Genomic DNA, 21944 nt, shown 5'->3' on the forward strand with positions numbered 1-21944 from the left:
GGCCGCTGGCGCAAGGCAGCCTTGCCACGGGAGTTGGACATGGCAATATGCGACGGATAAGAACGACGAAAAGCCGGTTGCAGGCGCGCTTCATTCACGCAAGCACGCGACTGGCCCGCTGGAGAAATACATGCCTGACCGCCCGTCCCTGTTGGCGCGCCTGACCCTCGTACCGCCCCTGAGCGACGCGCTGGATGAACGACTTCCTGCACCTGGCACACCCGATGCCAAGCCGCTTGCTGCGCCAATCCTTGCGGAGAAATTTCGCGTACCCGCCACCGCGCCCAGTCATCTGCCCCGTGTAGAACTGCTGGATCGAATGGATAGCCCGCAGACCGCCCGACTGATTCTCGTCGAGGCCGCGGCGGGCTTCGGTAAAACCACGCTGTTGCGCCAGTATCGAGAACGTTGCCTGGCCCGCGGGCGCCAGGTGCTGTGGTTGACCCTGGATGCCGCCGACAATGAGCTGCGGCGCCTGGCCGCCCACCTGCATGTCGCATTGCAGAGCCTCGGCGCACCGGCCAGCAACGAGCGACCGAACGACTTCAGCCCCCAGGCGCTGCTGGAGAATCTCGGCGCGCTGGAGCAGCCCTTTGCGATTTTTCTCGACGACTTTGAAACCCTGGAATCGGCCCCGGCACTGGGTTTTTTCCGGCAATTGCTGGCGGCCCTGCCGCCGTGCGGGTTGCTGGTCATCGCTTCAAGAACCACACCAGATATCGCCCTGGGCCGTTTGCGCGCCCACGGGCAAATGCGCGACATCACCACCGACGCCCTGCGCATGAGCCTGGTCGAGACCACCACCTTCATCCGAGAAAAGTGCGGCCTGGCGCTTGAGGACGTCGACATTGCCACGCTGCAACAACGCACCGAAGGCTGGATCACCGCGCTTTACCTGAGCACGTTGTCATTGCGAGGGCGCACGTCCGCGGCCGACTTCGTGACCTCGCTGCGCGGCGTCAACCTGGAGCTGACGGACTACCTGGCCGAGGACATCCTCGGGCGCCAGACCGATGAATGTCGCCAGTTCCTGCTGCACAGCAGCGTCCTTGGGCGCTTCAGTGCCGCGCTGTGCGATGCGGTGACCGCGCGCAGCGACAGCCAGGCAATGATCGACGCGCTGCAACGCGCCAACCTGTTCATCCAGACGGTGGACGAACAGCATCGCTGGTTCCGCTATCACCCCCTGTTCACCGAGTTCCTGCACCGTGCACTTGAGCGCCAGCAGCCAGGCAAGGCCGCACAACTGCACGCGATGGCCGCCCGGTGGTACCTCGCGCAGCAGCAGCCGGAGGCGGCGATCGAGCATTACCTGCTGGCCGGGGATACCGACAGCGCGAGCGAACAGATCGACCGGCACCTGGACCTGTTGATCGATGCCGGTCGGCTGCGGCTGCTGTTGCGTTGGTTTGCACAGATTCCCGAACCGCGGCTGGACCGATTTCCGCGGCTGGCCCTGGCCCATGCCTGGACGCTGGTGCTCGATCGCCGCTATCAGGACGCCATGGCCCGGATCGAACGCCATCGCGCCAACCCGCAAACCGACACGATTCGCTGCCTGCTACAGGTGTTCACCGACCAGATCGATGCCGCCTATGCAACGGGCCTGGTGCAGATAGAACGCACACCGCCAGGCGACGTCCTGCAGCACGGCATGATCGCCACGACGCTGGCCTATTGCATGGTCGCCACCGGCCGCTATGAACAGGCCCGAGCGTTGTTGACGCGAATGGTCCACCCGGTTGGGCAGAACCGCTCGAGCATTGTCGACAGCATTGTCGTCTGCGTGGAATGCATCTTCGACTTGATCCAGGGACGCCTGGCAAGCGCCATCGCCCGCCTGCACGCCGCCAGCGAGGATCAGGCACAAAGGCCCGAAGGCAAGTGGGCCGGTGGCCGGCCTTCGCTGAATATCCTGCGTGCGCTGACGCGGTATGAAGTCGATGAGCTCGGCGACGCCCGGCAGTTGCTCAGTGATATCCCTGTCTATGCCCTCGACAGCGGCGGCCCGGACTCGATGATCGTCCGGCATGTCTTGCTCGCGCGCATCGCCTACCATCACGGCGAGCGTGCTGTCTGGGTGCAGCAACTGGCCGAACTGGAACAACTGGGGCGGCGCAGTGGGTCGCTGCGGATGCATTGTGCTGCGTGGCTGGAGCGCGCCCATGTGGCGATGCTTGAAAACCAACTGAGTGTCGCTGCCGTGGCCCTGCACAACGCCGATCTGGCCGGTGATTGGGACCGTCCGGACCTTTTGCTGTACAGCTGCGATACCGATACCCCGTTCATCGCTCGCCAGCGGCTGCGCATTTTCCAGGGTGAACACGACAGCGCTGCCACGGCCCTGCAAGCGGCCATCCGCGAGGCCCTGGAACGTCAGCACCACCGCCGGGCCCTGAAGCTGCGCGTGCTCTACGCCCTGGCACTGGAGGGCCTGGGCCGACACAAGGAGGCACTGGACAGCCTCACCCAAGCCCTTCAGCTGGCCAGCGACGAAGGTTTTATCCGTACCTTTCTCGATGAGGGCCCGACCCTGGCAAAACTGCTCCAGCGCTGGGCGGTGTCGTACAAGGCCCAATGCAAGAGCCTGGGCGTCGCGCCGGAGTTCCTCACGCACCTGCTGCAGTGCAGCGCCACCCAGCGTTCACAACCCCAGGCCAGTACCCAGGAGGCGGACGCTCAGCTGACCACGCGCGAGCTCCATGTCATTCGGTTGCTGGCCGCCGGCAACCGTAACCGGGCCATCGCCGAACAGATGCACTTGTCCGAGCACACGGTCAAAACCCACCTGCGCAACATCAGCGCGAAACTGGGCGCCCAGAGCCGCACGGAAGTCATCGCCATTGCCCGTGCCAAGGGGCTGCTTGATTGAGGTAGGTCAGGCCAGCACCCCCATCGCCTTGGCCAGCATCACCGCTTGCGTACGCCGTTTGACACCCAGCTTGTGGTTGATATGCACGGTGTGGGCCTTGACCGTATTGAGCGAGATGAACAGCTGATCGCTGATTTCCTGATTGGACAGACCCTGGGCGACCAGCTCCAGCACCGCGACCTCCCGGGGTGTCAGTTCCAGCCCGGGCCGCGGGGCCGCCGCAGGACCCGGCGGCGGGCTGGCCACCAGGCTCATGGGCGCAAGCGCTACCTGCACCTGAAGGGATGGCAAGCAGGATTGTGCACCGGTTCGCGCCAACGCCACGTGCACCTCATGGATCAAGCTGCCGAACCCCCTGCGTTCACAGTCCGCCAGCAACGCCACCAACCGCTCCCGCGCCGCCTCACTCTGGCCGGTGCCCTGTTCGCCCAGGGCCACCATCAGCTCGATGCGCTGGCGCAACGAAGGCGCATGCAGCGGTGGCAGTTGCACGCCCTCGCCCTGAACGTAGGCCCGGGCCGTCAGCGCCATCGGCAACATCCGCGCCCAGGCCCCTTGCCGCGCCAGCAAGCGCAGATGTTGATAGGCGATGATCGCCTGATAACAGCTTTCCTTGACCTTCGCGCACTGCATGGCGCGTGTCGCCTTGCTCAGGCAGGTCTGTGCCTGTTCAACGTCGCCACGACAGGCGTGCACTTCGGACAAGCCGATCAGCGCATGCAGGGTGTAGGGGTCGCCACTTTCCGTGCCGAACGCCAGCGCCCGCTCCAACGCGTGTTCACTGGCATCGAGATCGCCGCCCAGCAGGTGCAACTCGCCCTGCAACAGGTGCAAACGCCCCAGTAACAGGCTGTGCCGACCACTCAGCCGGGCGACCAGGCCCAAGCACTCCTGCACCAGAACCTCGGCCTCGAGCAACGCGCCGCCCAGTATCAGCTGACGAATGCGATCGGCATTGATCAGCACCTCGCTGGCCAGGCAACCCTGGTTGCGCGCCAGGGCCAGGCAGGCCTGGAGCAATCGTTCGGCCTGCTCGCGCTCGCCGGCGGCCATCGAAACCCGCGCCAGGGTGGAATAGCACAGGAACGAGGACTGCCAGTCACGCAGCTCCAGGTGCTGCAAGGCCGACTCGCAATGCTCGAACGCGCCGTCGGCGTTACCCAGCAGCCCCTGCAACGTACCCTCCAGTGCCTGCCAGTTGGCCAGAATCCTCACGTTGACCGCCGCCTTGGGCTGCGGGGAAATCCGGGTCAGGCGCGCGATACAGGCTTGCGCCTCGTCCAGGCGCCAACTGCTCAGCAACGCCCTGGCATTCATGTAGATCAGGTTTGGCGTGCACTCCAGCAGGCGCAAGGGCAAGCGCGCACGCCAATCGAGCCAGGTGAACAGGTTGCGTTCGATCAGCAGCCAGTCCAGCGTCAGGCGTTCCATGTAGCAGGCCGCCACATCCACGTAACCGATGGACAGCGCCAGCTCCACGGCCTCGTCGACAAACCCGTCATTGCAGAGCAGGCGACAAGCGCTCAAGCGCACCTGACTGACGCCCGCGGCATTCAGCTCGCCTTGCAGCGCCTGTGCCACGGCAGGAAACAGGCAATACCACTGTGCCTCGCTGTCCAGCGGCGCGAAAAACGATTGCGATTGCAGCAACCGGCGAAAGACACTCCCGGCCTCCATGTCGGGCCAGAGCTGATCGCAGAGCGTGGTGGACACCCGAGGCAAATGCGCTATTCCCAGCAACAGCCTGCGTTCATCCGCGTCGACACGCGCCAGGAGTTCGCCGCCCAGGTAATCGCGCATCCACAACGCCCCTGCCCGGTCCTGGCGGCCGTTGCCGTTGAGCAACAGGAACGTACCGGCGCACCAGCCGTGGGTCTGGTGCCACAGTGTGTCGCGCGTCGCAGCCTCGACGCTGGGGTCCAGCAAATCGACAAGCGTCTCGAACTCTTCGCGATCGAAGGCCAGTTGCCCGGCACCGAACTCAAGCAGTTCACCCTCCAGCAGCAAGCGCGCCAGCTTCCAGTTCGGCCGTTGCCGGCAACTGACCCAGAGCCGGGCTTGCCCGTGCGAGCGCAGCAGCTGGTCGATCCAGGCATCGAGCTCCGGGCAGGCGTGGGCCGGGTAATCGTCCAGCACCAGCCAGCAGGCTTCTTCGCTGTGCTCCAGCCATATCAGCAGGGTCTGGGGATCGCGAGCGTCCGCTGCCTCGACATTGAGGCTCGTTGCAAGCCGCTGGCAAAATTGCGCCAGCGTCAGTGATTGGCCTTTGAAGTCAAGCCACGCCCAGCGTTCAGGGTTGCACTGGCGCAGGCACTCATTGAGCAAGGCCGACTTTCCGTAACCCGCCGGAGCACACAGCAGGCGCAGGCGCTGCGCACTCTCAAGCAGCGCGTCGAGCAGTCTCGCCCGAGGCAGATAGACGGCAGGCAAACGGGGCAGATTGGCAACGCGAGTGCCGCCGGTAGCCGCCACCTTGCCTTGATCCCGACGCGTCATTGAAAGCAGCATGGGCGCGCAGCCCTCCTGATATCGAACATGGCCCCGTAACCCGAAGCCCTGGACAAGAATTCAGGCCATCTTCACGCGCGTTGCAGCGCTTACCCATCCGTCGTTCGAGGTATTTTCATCAAGCGCCCTGGGGGAGCTTGGCGTAAGAGGCGGGTGAAAAGCGCGTGCCAGAGCCGTGCCCACACTTGTTACCTTCAGCAACACCGCCCGTCGCAACCCGGGAAATCCTTGACCAATGAGACAGAAAAGTACGGCTCAGCCGAGCCGGATAATGCTTTCAGGTCATGCGCAAAATTACCTGATCAGGCAATTCAGGCTTTCGCTTGGCCTGCATAGGATGGCCGCTCCACAACATCCTGTAGCAGAGAAACCGCATGACAAAAACAACAAAGCGCGGCGTCTTCCAGCCAAGCCTGCTGGCCTTAGCGGTAACGGTGGCCACTGTCGCGAGCACTGAAGCTCACGCGGTTGATTTCACTATCGGGGAAATCCAGGGCTCGTTCGACTCATCGTTGTCGATCGGCGCCAGCTGGTCGACGGCCAACCCGGACAAGCAATTCATTTCCAACAACAACTCCCAGGGTGTCAGCGGAGGTGAGTCCGCCTCGCGCACCACCGACGACAACCGCCTGAACTTCAAAAAGGGTGAAACCTTCTCGAAGATCTTCAAGGGCGTGCACGACCTGGAGTTGAAGTACGGCGACAGCGGCGCCTTTGTACGCGGCAAGTATTGGTATGACTTCGAGCTGATGGACGAAAGCCGCCCGTTCTACGACATCAATGACGCGGGACGTGATCGCGCGGCCAAGTCGTCGGGCGCGATGTTCCTCGACAGCTTCGTCTACCACAACTACACCCTCGGCGATCAGGTCGGCGCCGTGCGCCTGGGCAAGCAAGTGGTCAGCTGGGGCGAAAGCACCTTCATCGGCAACTCGATCAACAGCATCAACCCGGTGGATGTCGCAGCCTTGCGCCGGCCGGGCGCGGAAGTGAAAGAAGGCCTGATACCGGTCAACCTGCTCTACGTGTCCCAGGGCCTGGCCGACAACATCACCGCCGAAGCCTTCTATCAGTTGGAGTGGGACAAATCCGTTCTCGACAACTGCGGAACGTTCTTTGGTACCGACGGCGTGCCGCAAGGCTGCAATGACCGCCTGGTGGTCGCCGGCCTTGACCTGCCGCCGGGCGTGGCCAGCAACACCGGCGGCCTGGCCGCCCTCGCCGCGGGGACCGACAATGCTTACATCCCGCGCCTCAAAGACAAGGACGCCAGTGACAGCGGCCAGTACGGCCTCGCCCTGCGCTGGTACGTGCCGGAGCTCAACGACACCGAGTTCGGCGCCTACGCGATGAACTATCACAGCCGCAGCCCGTACCTGAGCATCAACCAGATGACCAGCGCGGCGGGCGGCGTCGCCTCGGCGCGCAGCGTTCGCTACTTCATCGACTATCCCGAAGACATTCGCCTGTATGGCCTGAGCTTCCAGACCAACATCGAGGGTGTGTCGCTGGGCGGCGAAGTCAGCTACCGGCCGAACATGCCGTTGCAGCTGAACACCGCCGACCTGCTCTCCGCCGCCACCTTTGGTGCCACCTCGCCGCTGATCGGCACCGGTTTTGCCGGTCGTACCCTGGGTGCCGAGGTCAATGGCTACAAGCGCATGCCCGTGACCCAGGCACAGGTGACCGCAACGCAGTTCTTCGATCAGGTACTGGGCGCCAGCCGTCTGACCCTGGTGGGCGAAGTGGGTTACAACCACATCAACGGCCTGGGCAAGGCAGATGGTTCGGACCTGCGCTTCGGTCGCAGCCCGTCCTTCGGCTCCGGCGAGCTGCAAGGCGCCACGGGCCCGGCCACCTGCGCCGGCACTGCCGTGGGCACGCCGTCGGCCAGCAACCCGGCACAGGAATGCAACGGCCACGGCTTCTACACCAGCAACAGCTGGGGCTATCGACTGCGCGGCAAGCTGGATTACCAGAACGTGTTCGCCGGCATCAACCTGTCACCCAACCTCGCCTGGTCCCATGACGTCGAAGGTTATGGCCCCAACTTCGATGAAGGTTCCAAGGCCGTCAGCCTCGGTCTGGATGCTGACTACCTGAACACCTACACCGCCAGCCTGAGTTACACCGATTACTTCGGTGGCGATTTCAACACCAACGTCGATCGTGACTACGTCGCGCTCAGCTTCGGCGTGAACTTCTGACGCACCACTGGCCGAGGAGCCCGAACAATGAAAACAACAACCCTGCTGCGCACTGGCGCGCTGACCCTCTCGTTACTGGCCACCAGCGTCCTGGCCGCGGTTTCCCCGCAGGAAGCAGCCCAGCTGGACGGCAACCTGACACCGCTGGGCGCAGAAAAGGCCGGCAACGCCGATGGCAGCATTCCGGCCTGGACCGGTGGCCTGAAGCCTGGCGCCGCGCCCCTTGACCGGGACTTTCTCGGCGACCCGTTTGCCTCGGACAAGCCGCTGTTCGTCATCACCGCGAGCAACGCCGAGCAGTACAAGGACAAGCTGACACCGGGTCAAATGGCGATGTTCAAACGCTATCCGGACAGCTACAAGATCCCGGTGTACAAAACCCAACGCACCATCGCCAACCCTAAGGAAATCTATGAGATTGCCCGCAAAAGCGCGGTGACCACCCAGCTGATCAACGACGGCAGTGGGCTGGATCACTTCAACCAGACCCGCTACTACCCGTTCCCGATTCCAAAGAGCGGTGTCGAGGTCTACTGGAACCATACCAACCGCTATCGCGGTGGCAACATGGTGCGCCAGGCCGCCCAGGCCGCGCCTCAATCCAACGGCTCGTACTCGATTGTCGAATACAACGACGAACTGGCGTTCCCGCAACTCATGGAAGGCGTCGAAGCGGGCCGGGCCGATAACGTCCTGTATTACTACAAACAGGAAATCACCGCCCCTTCCCGCCTGGCCGGCAGCGTGGTGCTGATTCACGAGACCATCGACCAGGTCAAGGAGCCACGCCTGGCGTGGGTCTACAACGCCGGGCAGCGCCGGGTACGCCGCGCGCCGCAAATTGCCTACGACGGCCCGGGCAGCGGCTCCGACGGCATGCGCACCGCCGACAACACCGACTTGATGAACGGCTCACCGGATCGCTACGACTGGAAGCTGATCGGCAAGAAGGAGATGTACATCCCGTACAACAACTACAAGCTGCAATCGCCCAAGCTCAAGTACGACGACATCATCCGGCCAGGCCATATCAACCAGGACCTGACCCGTTATGAGCTGCACCGGGTCTGGCATGTCGAGGCCACCCTGAAGCCGGGTCAGCGTCATGTGTATGCCAAGCGCGACCTCTACTTCGACGAGGACACCTGGCAGATCGCCGAAGTCGACCACTACGACGGTCGCGGGCAACTCTGGCGTGTGGGTGAAGGCTACGGTGTCAACGACTACGAACGGGGCGCGGCAGGCTACGCGATGATGGGGATCTATGACCTGATCGCCGGTCGCTACAACGTGCTGGCCATGATCAACGAATCCAAACAGGCGCCGCTGTTCGGCAAGGCCGCCAAGATGAACGACTTCACCCCTGCCGCACTGCGCATCGCCGGCGTGCGCTGATCCCCACCCCGGCTGAGCGGGCAGTGACATTTCGCGACCGGAATGCACTGCCTGCTTTATCAGTCAGGCCGTCGTCGCAAATCCTGATGTTTCTATTGGAGGAAATCATGAGCCCATCACGTGCATGGATCGCCGCAGGCGCCTTGTTGACTTGTCTTGGCGCAACGACTGCGTATGGCAGTGCACCCGCCACTACGCTGAGCGTCGACGAGGCCCGGGCAATCGCCAAGGAGGCGTATATCTACGGATACCCCCTGGTGGACCACTATCGGGTCCAGCACTCGTACTTCGTGGACCGCAACAGCCGGGAATTCAAAGCGCCCTGGAACCAGCTGAACAACACTGCACGGGTCTACACCCCCGACGATCAGGCGATTCAGACCCCCAACGCCGATACCCCGTATTCACAGCTCGGCGCGGATCTGCGCAGTGAGCCGCTGGTGCTGACCTTGCCCAAGGTGGAAGACGGGCGTTACTTCTCGGTGCAGTTCGTCGACCAGTACACCTTCAACTTCGCCTACCTTGGCAGCCGCTCCACCGGCAATGGCGGCGGCAACTTCCTGCTCGCCGGCCCCGACTGGAAAGGCGCGACACCGCCCGGCATTCAACGGGTGATCCGCTCGGAGACTCAATTCGCCTTCGTCTTCTACCGTACCCAGCTGTTCAATCCGGCCGATATCGACAACGTCAAGCGCGTCCAGGCCGGCTACAGGGTGCAACCGCTGTCGGCATTCCTCGGCAAGCCCGCCCCGGCGGCCCCTGCGGTCGACTTCATCACGCCGTTGACCACGGCGCAGGAACGTTCGTCACTGGAGTTTTTCAAGGTGCTGAACTTCGTCCTGAGTTTTTGCCCGACCCACCCCAGTGAGCAGGCACTGATGCAGCGTTTCGCAAAACTGGGGATCGGCCCTGGCCAAACCTTCAATGCCGACGCCCTGCCCCCCGAGCTGCGCCAGGCGGTAGCGGACGGCATGGCGCAGGCCTGGAGCAACGACTTCGCCGGGTTCGAGAAACTGCGCAACGCCCGCAAGGTGTCCAGCGGCGACGTCTTCGGCACACGCGAGCATCTGAACAACAATTACCTGTACCGGATGGGTGGCACCGTTGGCGGCATCTACGGCAACTCCCAGGACGAAGCCCTGTATCCCAGCTACTACGTCGATTCGGCCGGGCAACCCCTGGATGCCGGCAAGCACCGCTATGTGCTGCGTTTCGTTCCCGGCGAGCTGCCTCCGGTCAATTCGTTCTGGTCCCTTACGCCCTACAACCTGCCGGCCCGGATGTTGATTGCCAACCCGCTTGAGCGCTACCGGATCAACTCCTCGATGCTGCCGGACCTCAAGCGCGATGCCGATGGCGGCCTGACGTTCTATGTCCAGCCCGAATCCCCCGGCAAGGACAAGGAAGCCAACTGGCTGCCGACGCCCGACGGCCCGTTCATCATCGCCATGCGCCTGTACTGGCCCAAGCCTGAAGCCCTCAGTGGCCAGTGGAAGCGTCCGGAGCTGCAACGGATCAATTGATTGACGGCGCTTTCGCCCCTCCCCATCGCACGGAGCATTGCTCATGTTCAAACCTGCAATCTGCCTGACCACGACCCTTGCGCTGCTGGCGCCCCTCCTGATTGCATCCGCCCAGGCGAACGTGCTGGTAAACCCGGACAACTTCGTCCGCGCCGAGACCGATCGCTACTTCAGCGCCGTCGTCACCCAGGATGGCTTCGGCAAGTTTCACCACCATCGCGAGCCCATGGCCATCGCGAAGCAGACCGTGGTGCGGCCCAACCGCGACACCCTGTATTCGGCGGCGATTTTCGACCTGGATGCGGGGCCCGTCACGGTCACCTTGCCGAACGCCGGCACGCGCTACATGTCCATGCAGGTGATCAACGAAGATCACTACGTGACGTCATTCGTGTACGGCCAGGGCAGTTACCGGCTGACCCGTGAACAGGCCGGTACGCGCTACGTCATTGTCGGTGTGCGCACCTTGTTCGATCCGGGCCTGGCCAAGGATATCGACCAGGTCCATGCGCTCCAGGACGCGATCAAGGTCCAGCAGGCCAGTACCGGCAGCTTCGCCGTTACGAACTGGGACCCGGTCAGCCAGAAAACCGTGCGCGACGCCCTGGTGCAACTGGGCTCGACACTGCCCGATACCCGGCACATGTTCGGCACGCGCGATCAGGTCGACCCCGTGCGGCATGTGATCGGTGCTGCGATGGCGTGGGGCGGCAACCCTGAGCAAGACACGTTTTACCTGACGGTGACGCCGCCTCGAAACGACGGCAAGACCCAGCATGTGCTCAAGGTCAAGGACGTGCCGGTCGACGCCTTCTGGTCAGTCAGTGTGTACAACGCCAAGGGTTACTTCGAGCCCAACGCCATCAATGCCTATTCGCTCAACAGCCTGACGGCCAAACGCGGCGCCGATGGCCTGGCGGCCATTCAGTTTGGCGGCTGCGATGGAACGTCCGTCAACTGCCTGCCGATCACCGAGGGCTGGAACTACACCGTGCGCCTGTACCGGCCGCACGCCGAAATACTGGACGGCGCCTGGTCGTTTCCGGTGGCGCAACCGCTGAACTGAGAGGGTTCGGCCTACCCCAAAGGAGGGGTATAAAGCCTGCAACATCGCTCTATTGTGGAGGCCTGTAACAGGCCATGCCTCAGGGCATGGCCCCCACTGAACACTGTCTGACGAGAGATGCCATGACTGACCTGCTGCTCAACGAGCGCGAGTTGCACTTTCAGCTCTACGAGCTGCTCGATACCGAGGCGCTGTTGCAACGCCCTCGCTACGCGGACCACGATCGTGGCGTGTTCGACGCCTCTCTCACCACCGCCCGGCAGATCGCCGCCGAACGCTTCGCCCCGCACAACCACAAGGGTGATGCCAACGAGCCGACGTTCGATGGCGAGCGGGTGCACATGATTCCCGAGACCAAAGTGGCCTGGGATGCCTTCGCCGAGGCCGGGTTCCTGGCCGCTCACCACGATTTCGAGGACGGCGGCCTGCAACTGCCGGAAGTCGTGCTGCGCGCCTGCATGGCGTATTTCAACGCAGCCAACATCTCCACCGTCGCCTACTCCTTCCTGAGCATCGGCGCGACCAACCTGGTGAAGGCCTTTGCCGGGCCACAGCTACGCGAGCGCTTCCTGGCGCCCATGCTCGATGGCCGTTTCAGTGGCACCATGGCCCTCACCGAGCCGGGTCAGGGTTCGGCGCTGGGCGATTTGCGCACCCTCGCCCGCCCGGCGGAAAACGGCACCTACCGCATTTTCGGCCAGAAGATGTTCATCTCCGGTGGCGACCACGAACTGACCGATAACATCGTGCACATGGTGCTGGCCCGTATCGACGGAGCGCCCGCCGGAACCAAGGGCATTTCGCTGTTCCTGGTGCCCAAGTTCCTGGTCAATGCCGACGGCACTGTGGGTGAACGCAACGACGTGGCCCTGGCCGGCTTGCTGCACAAGATGGGCTATCGCAACACCACCTCCACCGTGCTCAGCTTTGGCGAGCACGATGGCGCCGTGGGTTATCTGGTCGGCGAAGCGCACCAGGGCCTGAGCTACATGTTCCAGATGATGAACGAGGCCCGGATCGGTGTTGGCCTGGGGGCCGCCAGCCTGGCGTATCAGAGCTACATCCACGCTCTGGACTACGCGCGCCAGCGTCCACAAGGGCGCCTGCCCGGCAACAAGAACCCGGCGGCGGCGCAAGTACGCATCGTCGAGCACGCCGATGTGCGCAGGATGCTGCTGCAACAGAAGGTCTACGCCGAGGGCAGCCTGGCGCTGTGCCTGTACGCCAGCAGCCTGGTCGAAGATGCCCACACCGCCCCCACGGCGCTGGAACGCAGCAACGCCGCCGAGCTGCTCGACGTACTCACGCCGGTGGTCAAGACCTTCCCGTCGCGCTACGGCCTGCTCGCCTCCGAGATTGGCGTGCAGGTCCTGGGCGGCGCCGGTTATACCCGCGAGTACCCGCTTGAGCAGTACTACCGCGATAACCGCCTGAACCCGATCCATGAGGGCACCGAAGGCATCCAGGCGATCGACCTGCTCGGTCGCAAGCTGGGACCGCGCGGGGGCGACGGTTATCGACTGTTCATCACCGAAGTGCTGGCCACCCTGCTCGCCGCCAACAGTGACAGCCATTGCGCGCCGCTGGCGGCAAGTTTGGCCGATGCCCTGAGCGTCCTCGAGCAGGTCACCGCCAGCCTGCAAGCGCAAGTGGCGGCCGATGCCAACCTGGGCATGGCCAACGCCACGCCGTACCTGGACATTTTTGGCCGCGTGGTCGTCGGCTGGATCTGGTTGCGCAAGGCACTGCTGGCCAGCCGCGCCCTGAATGCAGGCGCCACGGGCAGCGATGTCGACTTTTACCAGGGCAAGTTGCAGGCCGCGCACTACTTCATGACCTGGGAACTGGCGGCGCTGGCGTCCCAGGCGCGCCTGCTCAGCGAGGCCAACCATGTCGCCTACTACATGCAGGACAGCTGGTTCTAAGCCCTGCATGCAAAGTCTTGTGTGGTCCTCTGTGGGGGCGGGCTCGTCCCGCGATTGCAGTGTTCCTGTCACACCGCAATCGCGGGGCAAGCCCGCTCCCACAACAAGCCCATCAGCCCTTTAACTACCTTCAGGAACGCCCATGAGCCATTTGGTCACCTACCACGTCGAAGACAACCTCGCGCTGATCGGCCTGGCCTCAAAGCCCGTCAACGCCCTCGGACAACCGCTGCGTGCGGCCCTTCTCGATGCCTGTGAGCGCGCCTCCAGCGACCCTGTCGTCAAGGCGATCATTGTGCACGGCGACAGCGGACTGTTCTGTGCCGGCGCCGATATCAGCGAGTTCGGTCTCCCCGCCTCCTTTGCCGCGCCTGCCCTGCCCGACCTTTTGCTGCGCCTGACCCGGATCGACAAACCGCTGATTGCCTGCATCGGTCGCTTCGCCCTCGGTGGCGGGCTGGAACTGGCACTGGCCTGCGGCTACCGGGTCAGCGCGGCCAGCGCCCGCCTCGGCCTGCCGGAAATCAACCTGGGGCTGCTGCCCGGCGCAGGCGGGACGCAACGCTTGCCACGCCTGATCGGTGCAGAGCCTGCCCTCGAGATGATGATTTCCGGCCAGCCGGTCAGCGCCGACCGTGCTCTGGACCTGGGCTTGGTCGACCGCCTGCTGCAGGAGAGCGACGGCCTGCTCGATGGCGCGCGCCAATTCGCCCAAGCGTTGATCCGCGAAGGCGCACCCGCGCGCCCCGCAGAGCCTTATCCAGATCCGGCCGTCGGCCTGCCCGAAGACTTTTTCGCACGCTATCGCGCCAGCCACGAACCGCGCTGGAAAAACCGCCTGGCGCCACGCCTGGTGCTGGCGGCCGTTGAGTCGGCCTGCGTGCTGCCACTGGACGCCGGCCTGCAACGCGAAGTCGCCCTGTTCAAGGAAGCCGAAGCCTCCCTGCAATCCCGGGCTCTGCGCCACGTGTTCTTTGCCGAGCGTGAAGCCGGCAAAGTGGCCGGTGTCGGCGCCTCGACCCCGCTGCGTCCGGTCAACAGGGTCGCCGTGATCGGCGCCGGGACCATGGGCGGTGGCATCGCCATGAACTTCGCCAACGTGGGCATCCCCGTCACCTTGCTGGAACTCAAGCCCGAGGCCCTTGAGCGTGGGCTGGGGCAAATCCGCAACAGCTATGCGATCAGCCTGCAACGCGGCAAGCTGACCCAGGCCGAGCTGGACCAGCGCATGGCGTTGCTCACCGGCACCCTCGACTATGCCGACATCGCCGAGTGCGACCTGGTGATCGAGGCGGTGTTTGAAAGCCTGCCGATCAAGCAGCAGGTGTTCCGCACCCTGGATGAGGTGTGCAAGCCGGGCGCGATTCTGGCCAGCAACACCTCGACCCTCGATGTCGACCTGATCGCGGCGGTCACGCGCCGGCCGCAGGATGTCATCGGCCTGCACTTCTTCAGCCCGGCCAACGTGATGCGCCTGCTCGAAGTGGTGCGCGGCAAGCTCACCGCGCCGGATGTGCTGGCAACCGCACTGAAGCTGGGCAAGACCATCGGCAAGATCCCCGTGGTCTCTGGCGTGTGCTTCGGTTTCATTGGCAATCGCATGCTCGAACCCTACTCCCGCGAGGCCCATCGCATGGTGCTGGAGGGTGCGGCGCCGGCGCAGATTGACCAGGTGCTGACGGACCTGGGCCTGGCCATGGGGGTCATGGCCATGCACGACCTGGCCGGGATCGACGTCAGCTTCCTGGTGCGCGAGTCCCGTCGTGACGCCATTGCCCATGACCCGAGCTACTGCCGGATCGCCGATGAGCTGAACGCCCTCGGGCGCTTCGGTCAGAAGACCAAGCGTGGTGCCTACATCTACGAGGGTCGCGAGCGCAAGGATGACTTCGAGGTCATCACCCTGGCTGAACGCATCGCCGGCGAACTGGACATCCCGCGCCGGCCGATCACTGCTGAGGAAATCCATGATCGCTGCCTGTTCATGCTGATCAACGAAGGCATCCAGTTGCTCGACGAAGGCATTGCCGAGCGCAGTGGCGATATCGACCTTGTGTGGATCAACGGCTACGGCTTCCCGGCCTGGCTCGGTGGCCCGCTGCACTATGCCGAGCAGATTGGCCTGGACAAGGTGCTGGCCGGTATTCTCCACTACCGCAAGGCACTCGGCGAATACGGCGAGATGTGGTTCCAGCCGGCGCCGTTGCTGGAGCGCCTGGTCGCTGCCGGCAAGACGGGTATCGAACGAATCTGAATGAGATACGGCCCCCGCCGTGGGGCCGTACGGCTAACGTATTCGAGGTGGTGTGATGGATGGACTGAACAGATTTTCCCTGACCGGCAAGACGGTGCTGGTCACCGGTGCTTCAAGCGGTATTGGTGCACATCTCGCCCGCGTGGCGAGCAAAGCGGGCGCGCGCGTGGTGCTCGGTGCCCGGCGTGTCGAGCGTTTGCAACAGCTGGCAGGCGATATCGGCGAAGCCGGTGGCGAGGCCCTGGCCGTGGCGCTGGACGTGACCGACCGGGACAGTGTCGAAGCCGCGTTCGATGCCGCCGAGGCCACGTTCGGCGTGGTTGACGTGGTGCTCAACAATGCCGGCATCGGCAATGGCCAGCGCGTCCTGGACATCAGCGAGGCGGACTGGCGCGCGATGCTGTCGACCAACCTTGACGGCGTCTGGCGCGTGGCCCAGTGCGCGGCGCAACGACTGGCCAAGGCGCAGCGCCCTGGCAGCATCGTCAACATCGCCTCGATGCTCGGCCTGCGCGTCGGCACCGGCTACAGCCATTACTGCGCGGCGAAGGCCGGCGTGGTGCAACTGAGCAAATCCCTGGCCCTGGAACTGGCGCGCTACCAGATCCGCGTCAATGCGATTGCACCGGGTTACTTCAAGACCGAGATGACCGACGGCTACTTCGACAGCGACAAAGGCCAGGCCTACATCCGCGACGTCGTGCCGATGCGGCGCCTGGGTAGCCTGGAGGAACTGGAAGGCCCCTTCCTGCTGCTGGCGAGCGAAGCCGGTGCGTTCATGACCGGCGCGGTGTTGGCGGTGGATGGTGGCCATCTGGTAGGCAGCCTGTAAGGAGAAGTGATCACAGGCAAAGAAAGTACAGAGCCGTTGGCTGACGCGGATGTAATCCCTGCATCATCCGGGTGAAAGGTGCGAAACCTTATTCTTGCATCACACCCACCGGAGTGATGAGCCATGAAATCATTGAACGCCATAGGCGCCTTGCTGATCCTGACCACTTCCTCTTTCGCAATGGCGCAGGGTAGTGCCGACCCGGTGCATGGGCCGATGATTCAGGCAAATGAACAAGCGATGCGTGCACGTGCCGTCACCCAAGGTAAACAGCCACCGGAAGTTGTGCACTATCGTTATGGAATGGAACTGGATATCGCCAAAGTCATTAACGTTACTTCGACGCGAACATACTGCGATGTCATGCCTGCACAATTAACGTACGAAGATTCAAGTGGCAATCTGAATATCCTGGAGTACCGCACGGCGGGAACCAACTGCCAGAGTCAAAACTGAGCAAGGCAAGCGTGTGATTAAAAGCAGTACATCGCTGTGATAAGACGGCGCCCTTCTGGGCGCCGTCTGTCATTTCGATTGCTAGCCTAGCGGCAACACTATCCGGAACGTCGTGCCCCGCTCTGCCGTCGATTCGACTTCAATGCGCCCCCGATGTCCGGTAACAATCTCTGCAGCAATGAACAGCCCCAACCCCAAGCCTGCTGAAGAGCCCTGTTCATTACTCGCGAACCTTGAAAAGCGACCTTCGGGATTGAAGAGAAAAGGCAGTGCGCTGGAAGGAATCGGTTCACCGAAGTTCGTCACGGCAAAATAAACGTCTGCGCGCTCCTTTTTCAGTGTTACGTAGATCGGGCGCTCCAGGTCCCCATGTTGCGCCGCATTGGCAAGAAGATTTGAAAACGCTTGGCCCATGCGCACGGGGTCGAACTCACCCAACACTTCACAGACGTCCTTGAAAATGAATTGCGCCTGGGGATACGACGCTGTCACTTCTGCCACGACCGACGCACAGACGGCGCCCAAGTCGATGGATTGCAGTTGTATCGGGATCCCTGCGCCCAGGTTGCAACGCGCCAGATCGAGCAAATCATTGACGATCTGGTTGGCACGTTGGCCGGCGGCGGCTATTTGTGATGCCAGCATTTTGTGGCGGTCATTGAGCTCGGTTGCCTGGTGCAGTAAATCAGCGCCCATTATCACCGCGGTGAGCGGGGTTCTCAGGTCATGCCCCAATACCCCGAGTAACATCTTGCGATTGGTCTCTACGGCGAGGCCATAGGCAGAAATCGACTCCACCAGTGCTTGGTCAATCGCCTCATTGAAGCGGATCATGTCCGCGACGTGATGCTCATCCTGGGCAACCGACTGGGCCAGCCATAACCTGAGTACACTGGACCGCAGCGCTCGATATTCCGAAACCATCTGATCCAGCGAAAACCCATTCAGCAGTCGCAGTACGGCGTGGGTTTGTGCGGCTGTTTCGGCTACAGACTGGGGCCCCAGGCCCTGCGACTTGTCGATTTGCTCTTGACGTGTTTGCGGCGTGCGCATGTCCAGTGCAACAGCCTTCAAAATATCCACGGCGTGGTTTCGCAACCCTGTAGCGTCCAGCACCTGCCGGGGGATTTCCACCGTTCTGGCAAAGGCTTCCCACTCCTGCAGGACTGACTCAAGATTGCCCAGGATAAAGTTTGAAAGCCGCATAGCTCACCCCTAGATCTCAACTCCTTGACGATGTTTACCAGGCTGGAAAGTGCAGCCTGCAAAACACCTTTGCCGCTTACCATCCGTCGCGCACCTTAAGCGATCTGCAAACGAACAGGCTCCACAGTATAGGAGAGCCTGGGGGGTGGTTATGTTATCTACCGTGCTGGTCGTTGAAGACGATGAAACCCTGCGAACATTGATGGCTGAAGCGATCGCTGTGCTGGGTCTGGGCGTAATCGACTGTGCAAACGCAGACGATGCCTTGGCCCTGCTGGAAAGCACCCCGGTCATCGCGCTCGTCGTCACGGACATCAACATGCCCGGAAGCATGAATGGGGTGAAGCTGGCGACGATCATCTGGCAGCGCTGGCCTGGATTGCCGGTCATTGTCACCTCCGGAAATGAGCGGGCCCAGAAAGATCAGTTCCCGCCACATGTGTCGTTTCTTGCCAAGCCCTGGAGCCTTGCCGCCTTTCACAGCGCCGTCAGGAGGTCGCTTTCCTCATGACATGGCATCGCGTCGAAATCCACAGGCAGGTATCAAATTCTGACCGGCCTCGATAGTAAAAGATCCCTGCTCGGTCGACTTACCGTGATCTGGCCACCCCTACACTGTGCCCTGCACCAACGTCTGCACCGCACTCGCGTAGTGCTCAGTCGCCCGCAGGATCATCGCGTTCTTCTCTTCAATCGTTATCAGGTCCTGGTGCTGATACGAGTCCGCCAGACCGATCAGCCTTTCGTACTGATCCGCCGGCCCCATGTGTGCGTCCCGCGTCGTGAACAGCGCGTGCCAGGCCGATAAGGCCTTTGCTCTTTCATCAACGGTCATGGCCGTCTCCACCCGGTGTTTCTCGGTAGAGCGAGTGACGATCGACTGGGTTCATTCGAGTTCACTGAATCCCACGTTACAGCGGGTGTATTGCCGACCGGAGGCGCGTTATCCGTTCAGCCCCAATTCCTTGGCCCTGGCCACTGCCTGGGTACGCCGTTCTACCCCCAGTTTGAAGTTGATCCGCTGCGCATGGGTTTTCACCGTGTGCAATGAAATGAACAGGCTCTCGGCAATCTGCTGATTGGAAAACCCCTGGGCGATCAGCTTGAGCACGTCCATTTCTCGACGACTCAACAGCGCCGCGGGCTCGCCTTCGCTGCTGGAGGCTTCACCCGCCCAACGGCTCAGCGCCGGGTTGCGCAAGGCAAAGGCGCGCTCGACGCTGGCCAGCCCCATCTGCCGGGCCTGGGCCAGGCTATCCAGGAGCATTTGCTTGGCCTGGGCAGGCTTGTTGTCGGCATGCAGCGCCTCAGCCAGGCTGAACCCCACTTCACAGGCCAACGCCCGCCGGCCTTCGCTGTGTACCTGCTGGTGCAATTGCGTCAGCTGGGCCAGCGCCGTCTCCACGGCGCCGCCGGCCAGATTGGCCTGGAGCTTGAGCAAGTACAGGCGCAGGTGAAGATCAGGCACACCATAGGGGGAATACTCCAGCGCCGACCCTGGCAATGCGCTCAGGGCTTTCTCGACTTGCACCGTGCGGCCCTGGTGCAGCCACAAGCGCCCCTTGGCTCGCAGCACAAAGCCCTGGTAGATCGACTCGCTGATCAGGTTGTACTGCATCGCGCGCTCGGCATCGGAGATCCGCGAAAAGGCCTGGGCCATATTGCCCTGAACGCCGTCCAGCTCGGCCAGGCCCAAATACCCCCAGAAGGCCGCAAGATCGCCGCAGATCTGGCATTCCTGAAGCCCGGACTGGAACGCTGTTTCTGCCTCCTGATAACGCCCAAGCTGGACCAGGATCGACGCCTGGCGCAGTTGCACGCGCCCGCGCATCGGGCTGGCTTCGGCGCCCCAGGCCTGGGTCAGCTCGGTGTACAGGCGCTTGAGCAGAGTCTCGGCGCGCAACAACTCTCCGCGAATCTCCAGCAGCTTCACGTGCGCCAGGGCCATGACACTTTCCATGGCCAGGCTGGCCTGTTCCCGTGCCTGCTTGGTGGCGTTGCGATTGAGTTCCAGCGCCTCATCCAGACGCCCTTCGATCAAGGCCAGCTCCACGAGCAAGGCCTTACTGAACAGGCGCTGGCTCCAGGCGCGCTCGGGCAGTTCGGCAACCGCTTCGGTCAACCAGGCCAGGGCTTGCCGGCCCTGGCCTCGATGGAAGGCAATGTTGCCGCACAAGGCCTTCCATTGGGCGATCAGCTCGAACTGGCGCTGGGCATCGGGCTGCGGCAAAAAACGCGTCAACTGATCGGTATAGCCTTGCGCCTCGTCGAGTCGCCCACTGAGCAGCAAGGCCCAGGCATTGAGTATCAACAGGCGTGGTGTGCTGGTCAGCAATTCAAGGGGCAGCTCGCGACGCCATTGCATCAGTTGCGCCAGGCTGCGGCCTTGCAGCAAGGCATCGCCGGTGAAGCGCTGCATCAGGCTGGCGGCCATCTCGGGTTGATCGGCCCGCACCGCATACTCCAGCGCCAGACGCACATTGTCCTGGCTCACATACCACTGACAAGCCTTGCGAAATACCGCTTTGGCCAGGGTCTCGGGCAACTCCCCGGCCAGTGCGCGCTTGACCGCTGGCTGCACCTCAAACACCTGGCCGTCAGTGCCAACGGGCTCAATGAACACCCCGCCGTTGCTCATCTGCTCAAGCAACCCCGCACCCTCGCCGACACCGAGCAAATGCTCGCACAAGCCCGCATCGAAGTACGGCAACTGCGCAAAGGTGAACAGCGCCTGTCGCCACGGCTCGGGCAGTTCGTCCAGCAGTTCCCGGCGCAGGTACTGGTACAGCAAGGCATCGGCCGACGCGAACGGTAGCGGCGCGGTCTGGGTTTTCAACGCCAGCAGGTATAAGCGAATCCCGGCGCACCAGCCCTGGGAGTCGTCGCGCAGGTCGCTGATGACCGGCCACGGCCACTGCAGCCCTTTGTGGTGCAACAGCTCGCCCAGTTCGTGTTCGTTGAAGCCCAGCTCGGCACTGCCCAGCTCGAACAGATCGCCATCGAGCAACAGGCGCGTCAGTTGCAACGCCGGCCGACGGCGACAGGCCAGCCACCAGCTGATCCGTGGGGAGGCGTTGAGGATCAGGTCATTGAGCGCCTCGTCCAGCGCCGTGTCGGGCAGGCGTGGGTAGTCGTCGATCATCAGCCACACGGCAGACGATGGAATGTCCAGGTGCTGCCTGATCTGCCCGGAGTCATCGCCCGCCATGCCGAGGGCATCGGCCAGGCGTTGCAGCAAGGCCTGGGGGCTGAGGGCCTTGCCGCGCAGGTTCACATAAAGCAAACGGGTGTCTGCCGGGCATTGCTGGGCGCACTCGCTCAACAGCGCACTCTTGCCACTGCCGACCGGGGCACAGAGCAGGCGCAACGGCAATGGGCGCTCAGCAATGCCTCGCTCAAACGCGGGCGCAATACATGGCCCGGCATCAGTCGGGGCGGGCCTGCGGTGATGGCAGAGGGGCTGTTGGGCTGGGACATTGGCACATTCAATTTATTGTTCTTTGTAGCGGCATGTTGCAGCGCTGGGCGGCTCAACGCAAACAACGAGCGAGAAAAAGGTGCTTCACGTGATTCCGTGGGCGGTGTTGGTGCTACGCCTGTGGGCTTACCCCTTCCATAAGGTGACACTGACGCCCCCGGTAGGAGCGGGCTTGCCCCGCGATTGCGACGTACACATCCAGGCGCAATCCCCAGGATTCAG

At 63.0% G+C, this 21944-nt stretch carries 14 protein-coding genes; 10 read left to right on the forward strand and 4 right to left on the reverse strand.

Translation table 11 applies throughout. From position 1 onward, the window contains the following. Positions 1-130 precede the first annotated feature (130 nt). The gene (locus U9R80_RS14335; protein ID WP_301837613.1) at positions 131-2872 is read left to right on the forward strand and encodes a LuxR C-terminal-related transcriptional regulator; all 2742 of its coding nucleotides are present in this window, start codon (positions 131-133) and stop codon (positions 2870-2872) included. A 6-nt stretch (positions 2873-2878) separates the two neighbouring features. Here the strand turns inward: U9R80_RS14335 and U9R80_RS14340 are convergent, their stop codons facing one another. Continuing rightward, positions 2879-5380: a helix-turn-helix transcriptional regulator gene (locus U9R80_RS14340; RefSeq protein WP_301837612.1), complete on the reverse strand. Its 2502-nt coding sequence runs from the start codon at positions 5378-5380 to the stop codon at positions 2879-2881. A 374-nt stretch (positions 5381-5754) separates the two neighbouring features. Here U9R80_RS14340 and U9R80_RS14345 point away from each other — a divergent pair, with 374 nt between their 5' ends. The 8 genes from U9R80_RS14345 (at position 5755) to U9R80_RS14380 (ending at position 17038) form a co-directional block, all read left to right on the forward strand. Continuing rightward, entirely contained in the window at positions 5755-7587 is a 1833-nt protein-coding gene (locus U9R80_RS14345; RefSeq protein WP_301837611.1) for a DUF1302 domain-containing protein, read from the forward strand. A 27-nt stretch (positions 7588-7614) separates the two neighbouring features. Further along, entirely contained in the window at positions 7615-8982 is a 1368-nt protein-coding gene (locus tag U9R80_RS14350; RefSeq protein WP_301837610.1) for a DUF1329 domain-containing protein, read from the forward strand. 107 nt (positions 8983-9089) lie between these two features. Next, complete coding sequence (locus U9R80_RS14355; RefSeq protein WP_301837609.1) at positions 9090-10505, forward strand: DUF1254 domain-containing protein; 1416 nt, start codon at positions 9090-9092, stop codon at positions 10503-10505. 43 nt (positions 10506-10548) lie between these two features. Further along, entirely contained in the window at positions 10549-11571 is a 1023-nt protein-coding gene (locus tag U9R80_RS14360; RefSeq protein ID WP_301837608.1) for a DUF1254 domain-containing protein, read from the forward strand. A 122-nt stretch (positions 11572-11693) separates the two neighbouring features. Further along, positions 11694-13496, forward strand: coding sequence for an acyl-CoA dehydrogenase (locus U9R80_RS14365; RefSeq protein WP_301837607.1), 1803 nt, complete (start codon positions 11694-11696; stop codon positions 13494-13496). 142 nt (positions 13497-13638) lie between these two features. Next, positions 13639-15750, forward strand: a complete 2112-nt coding sequence (locus U9R80_RS14370; protein WP_301837606.1) for a 3-hydroxyacyl-CoA dehydrogenase NAD-binding domain-containing protein — start codon at positions 13639-13641, stop codon at positions 15748-15750. A gap of 55 nt (positions 15751-15805) precedes the next feature. Then, complete coding sequence (locus tag U9R80_RS14375; protein WP_301837605.1) at positions 15806-16582, forward strand: SDR family NAD(P)-dependent oxidoreductase; 777 nt, start codon at positions 15806-15808, stop codon at positions 16580-16582. Between the two features lie 123 nt (positions 16583-16705). Next, positions 16706-17038, forward strand: a complete 333-nt coding sequence (locus tag U9R80_RS14380; RefSeq protein ID WP_301837604.1) for a DUF2790 domain-containing protein — start codon at positions 16706-16708, stop codon at positions 17036-17038. Positions 17039-17119: 81 nt separating this feature from the next. Here the strand turns inward: U9R80_RS14380 and U9R80_RS14385 are convergent, their stop codons facing one another. Further along, positions 17120-18244, reverse strand: coding sequence for a sensor histidine kinase (locus tag U9R80_RS14385; protein WP_301837603.1), 1125 nt, complete (start codon positions 18242-18244; stop codon positions 17120-17122). Between the two features lie 151 nt (positions 18245-18395). Between U9R80_RS14385 and U9R80_RS14390 the strand changes: the two genes are divergently transcribed. After that, positions 18396-18755 (forward strand): response regulator, encoded by a 360-nt coding sequence (locus U9R80_RS14390; protein WP_301837602.1) that lies wholly within the window; start codon positions 18396-18398, stop codon positions 18753-18755. 99 nt (positions 18756-18854) lie between these two features. Here the strand turns inward: U9R80_RS14390 and U9R80_RS14395 are convergent, their stop codons facing one another. Next, on the reverse strand, positions 18855-19079 hold the full coding sequence (locus U9R80_RS14395) for a hypothetical protein (RefSeq protein WP_301837601.1): 225 nt from the start codon (positions 19077-19079) through the stop codon (positions 18855-18857). Positions 19080-19187: 108 nt separating this feature from the next. Next, a complete protein-coding gene (locus U9R80_RS14400; protein WP_301837600.1) occupies positions 19188-21617 on the reverse strand; it encodes a LuxR C-terminal-related transcriptional regulator in 2430 nt (809 codons plus the stop codon). Positions 21618-21944 lie beyond the last annotated feature (327 nt).

The sequence above is a fragment of the Pseudomonas sp. JQ170C genome, assembly GCF_035581345.1.
GTDB lineage: Bacteria > Pseudomonadota > Gammaproteobacteria > Pseudomonadales > Pseudomonadaceae > Aquipseudomonas.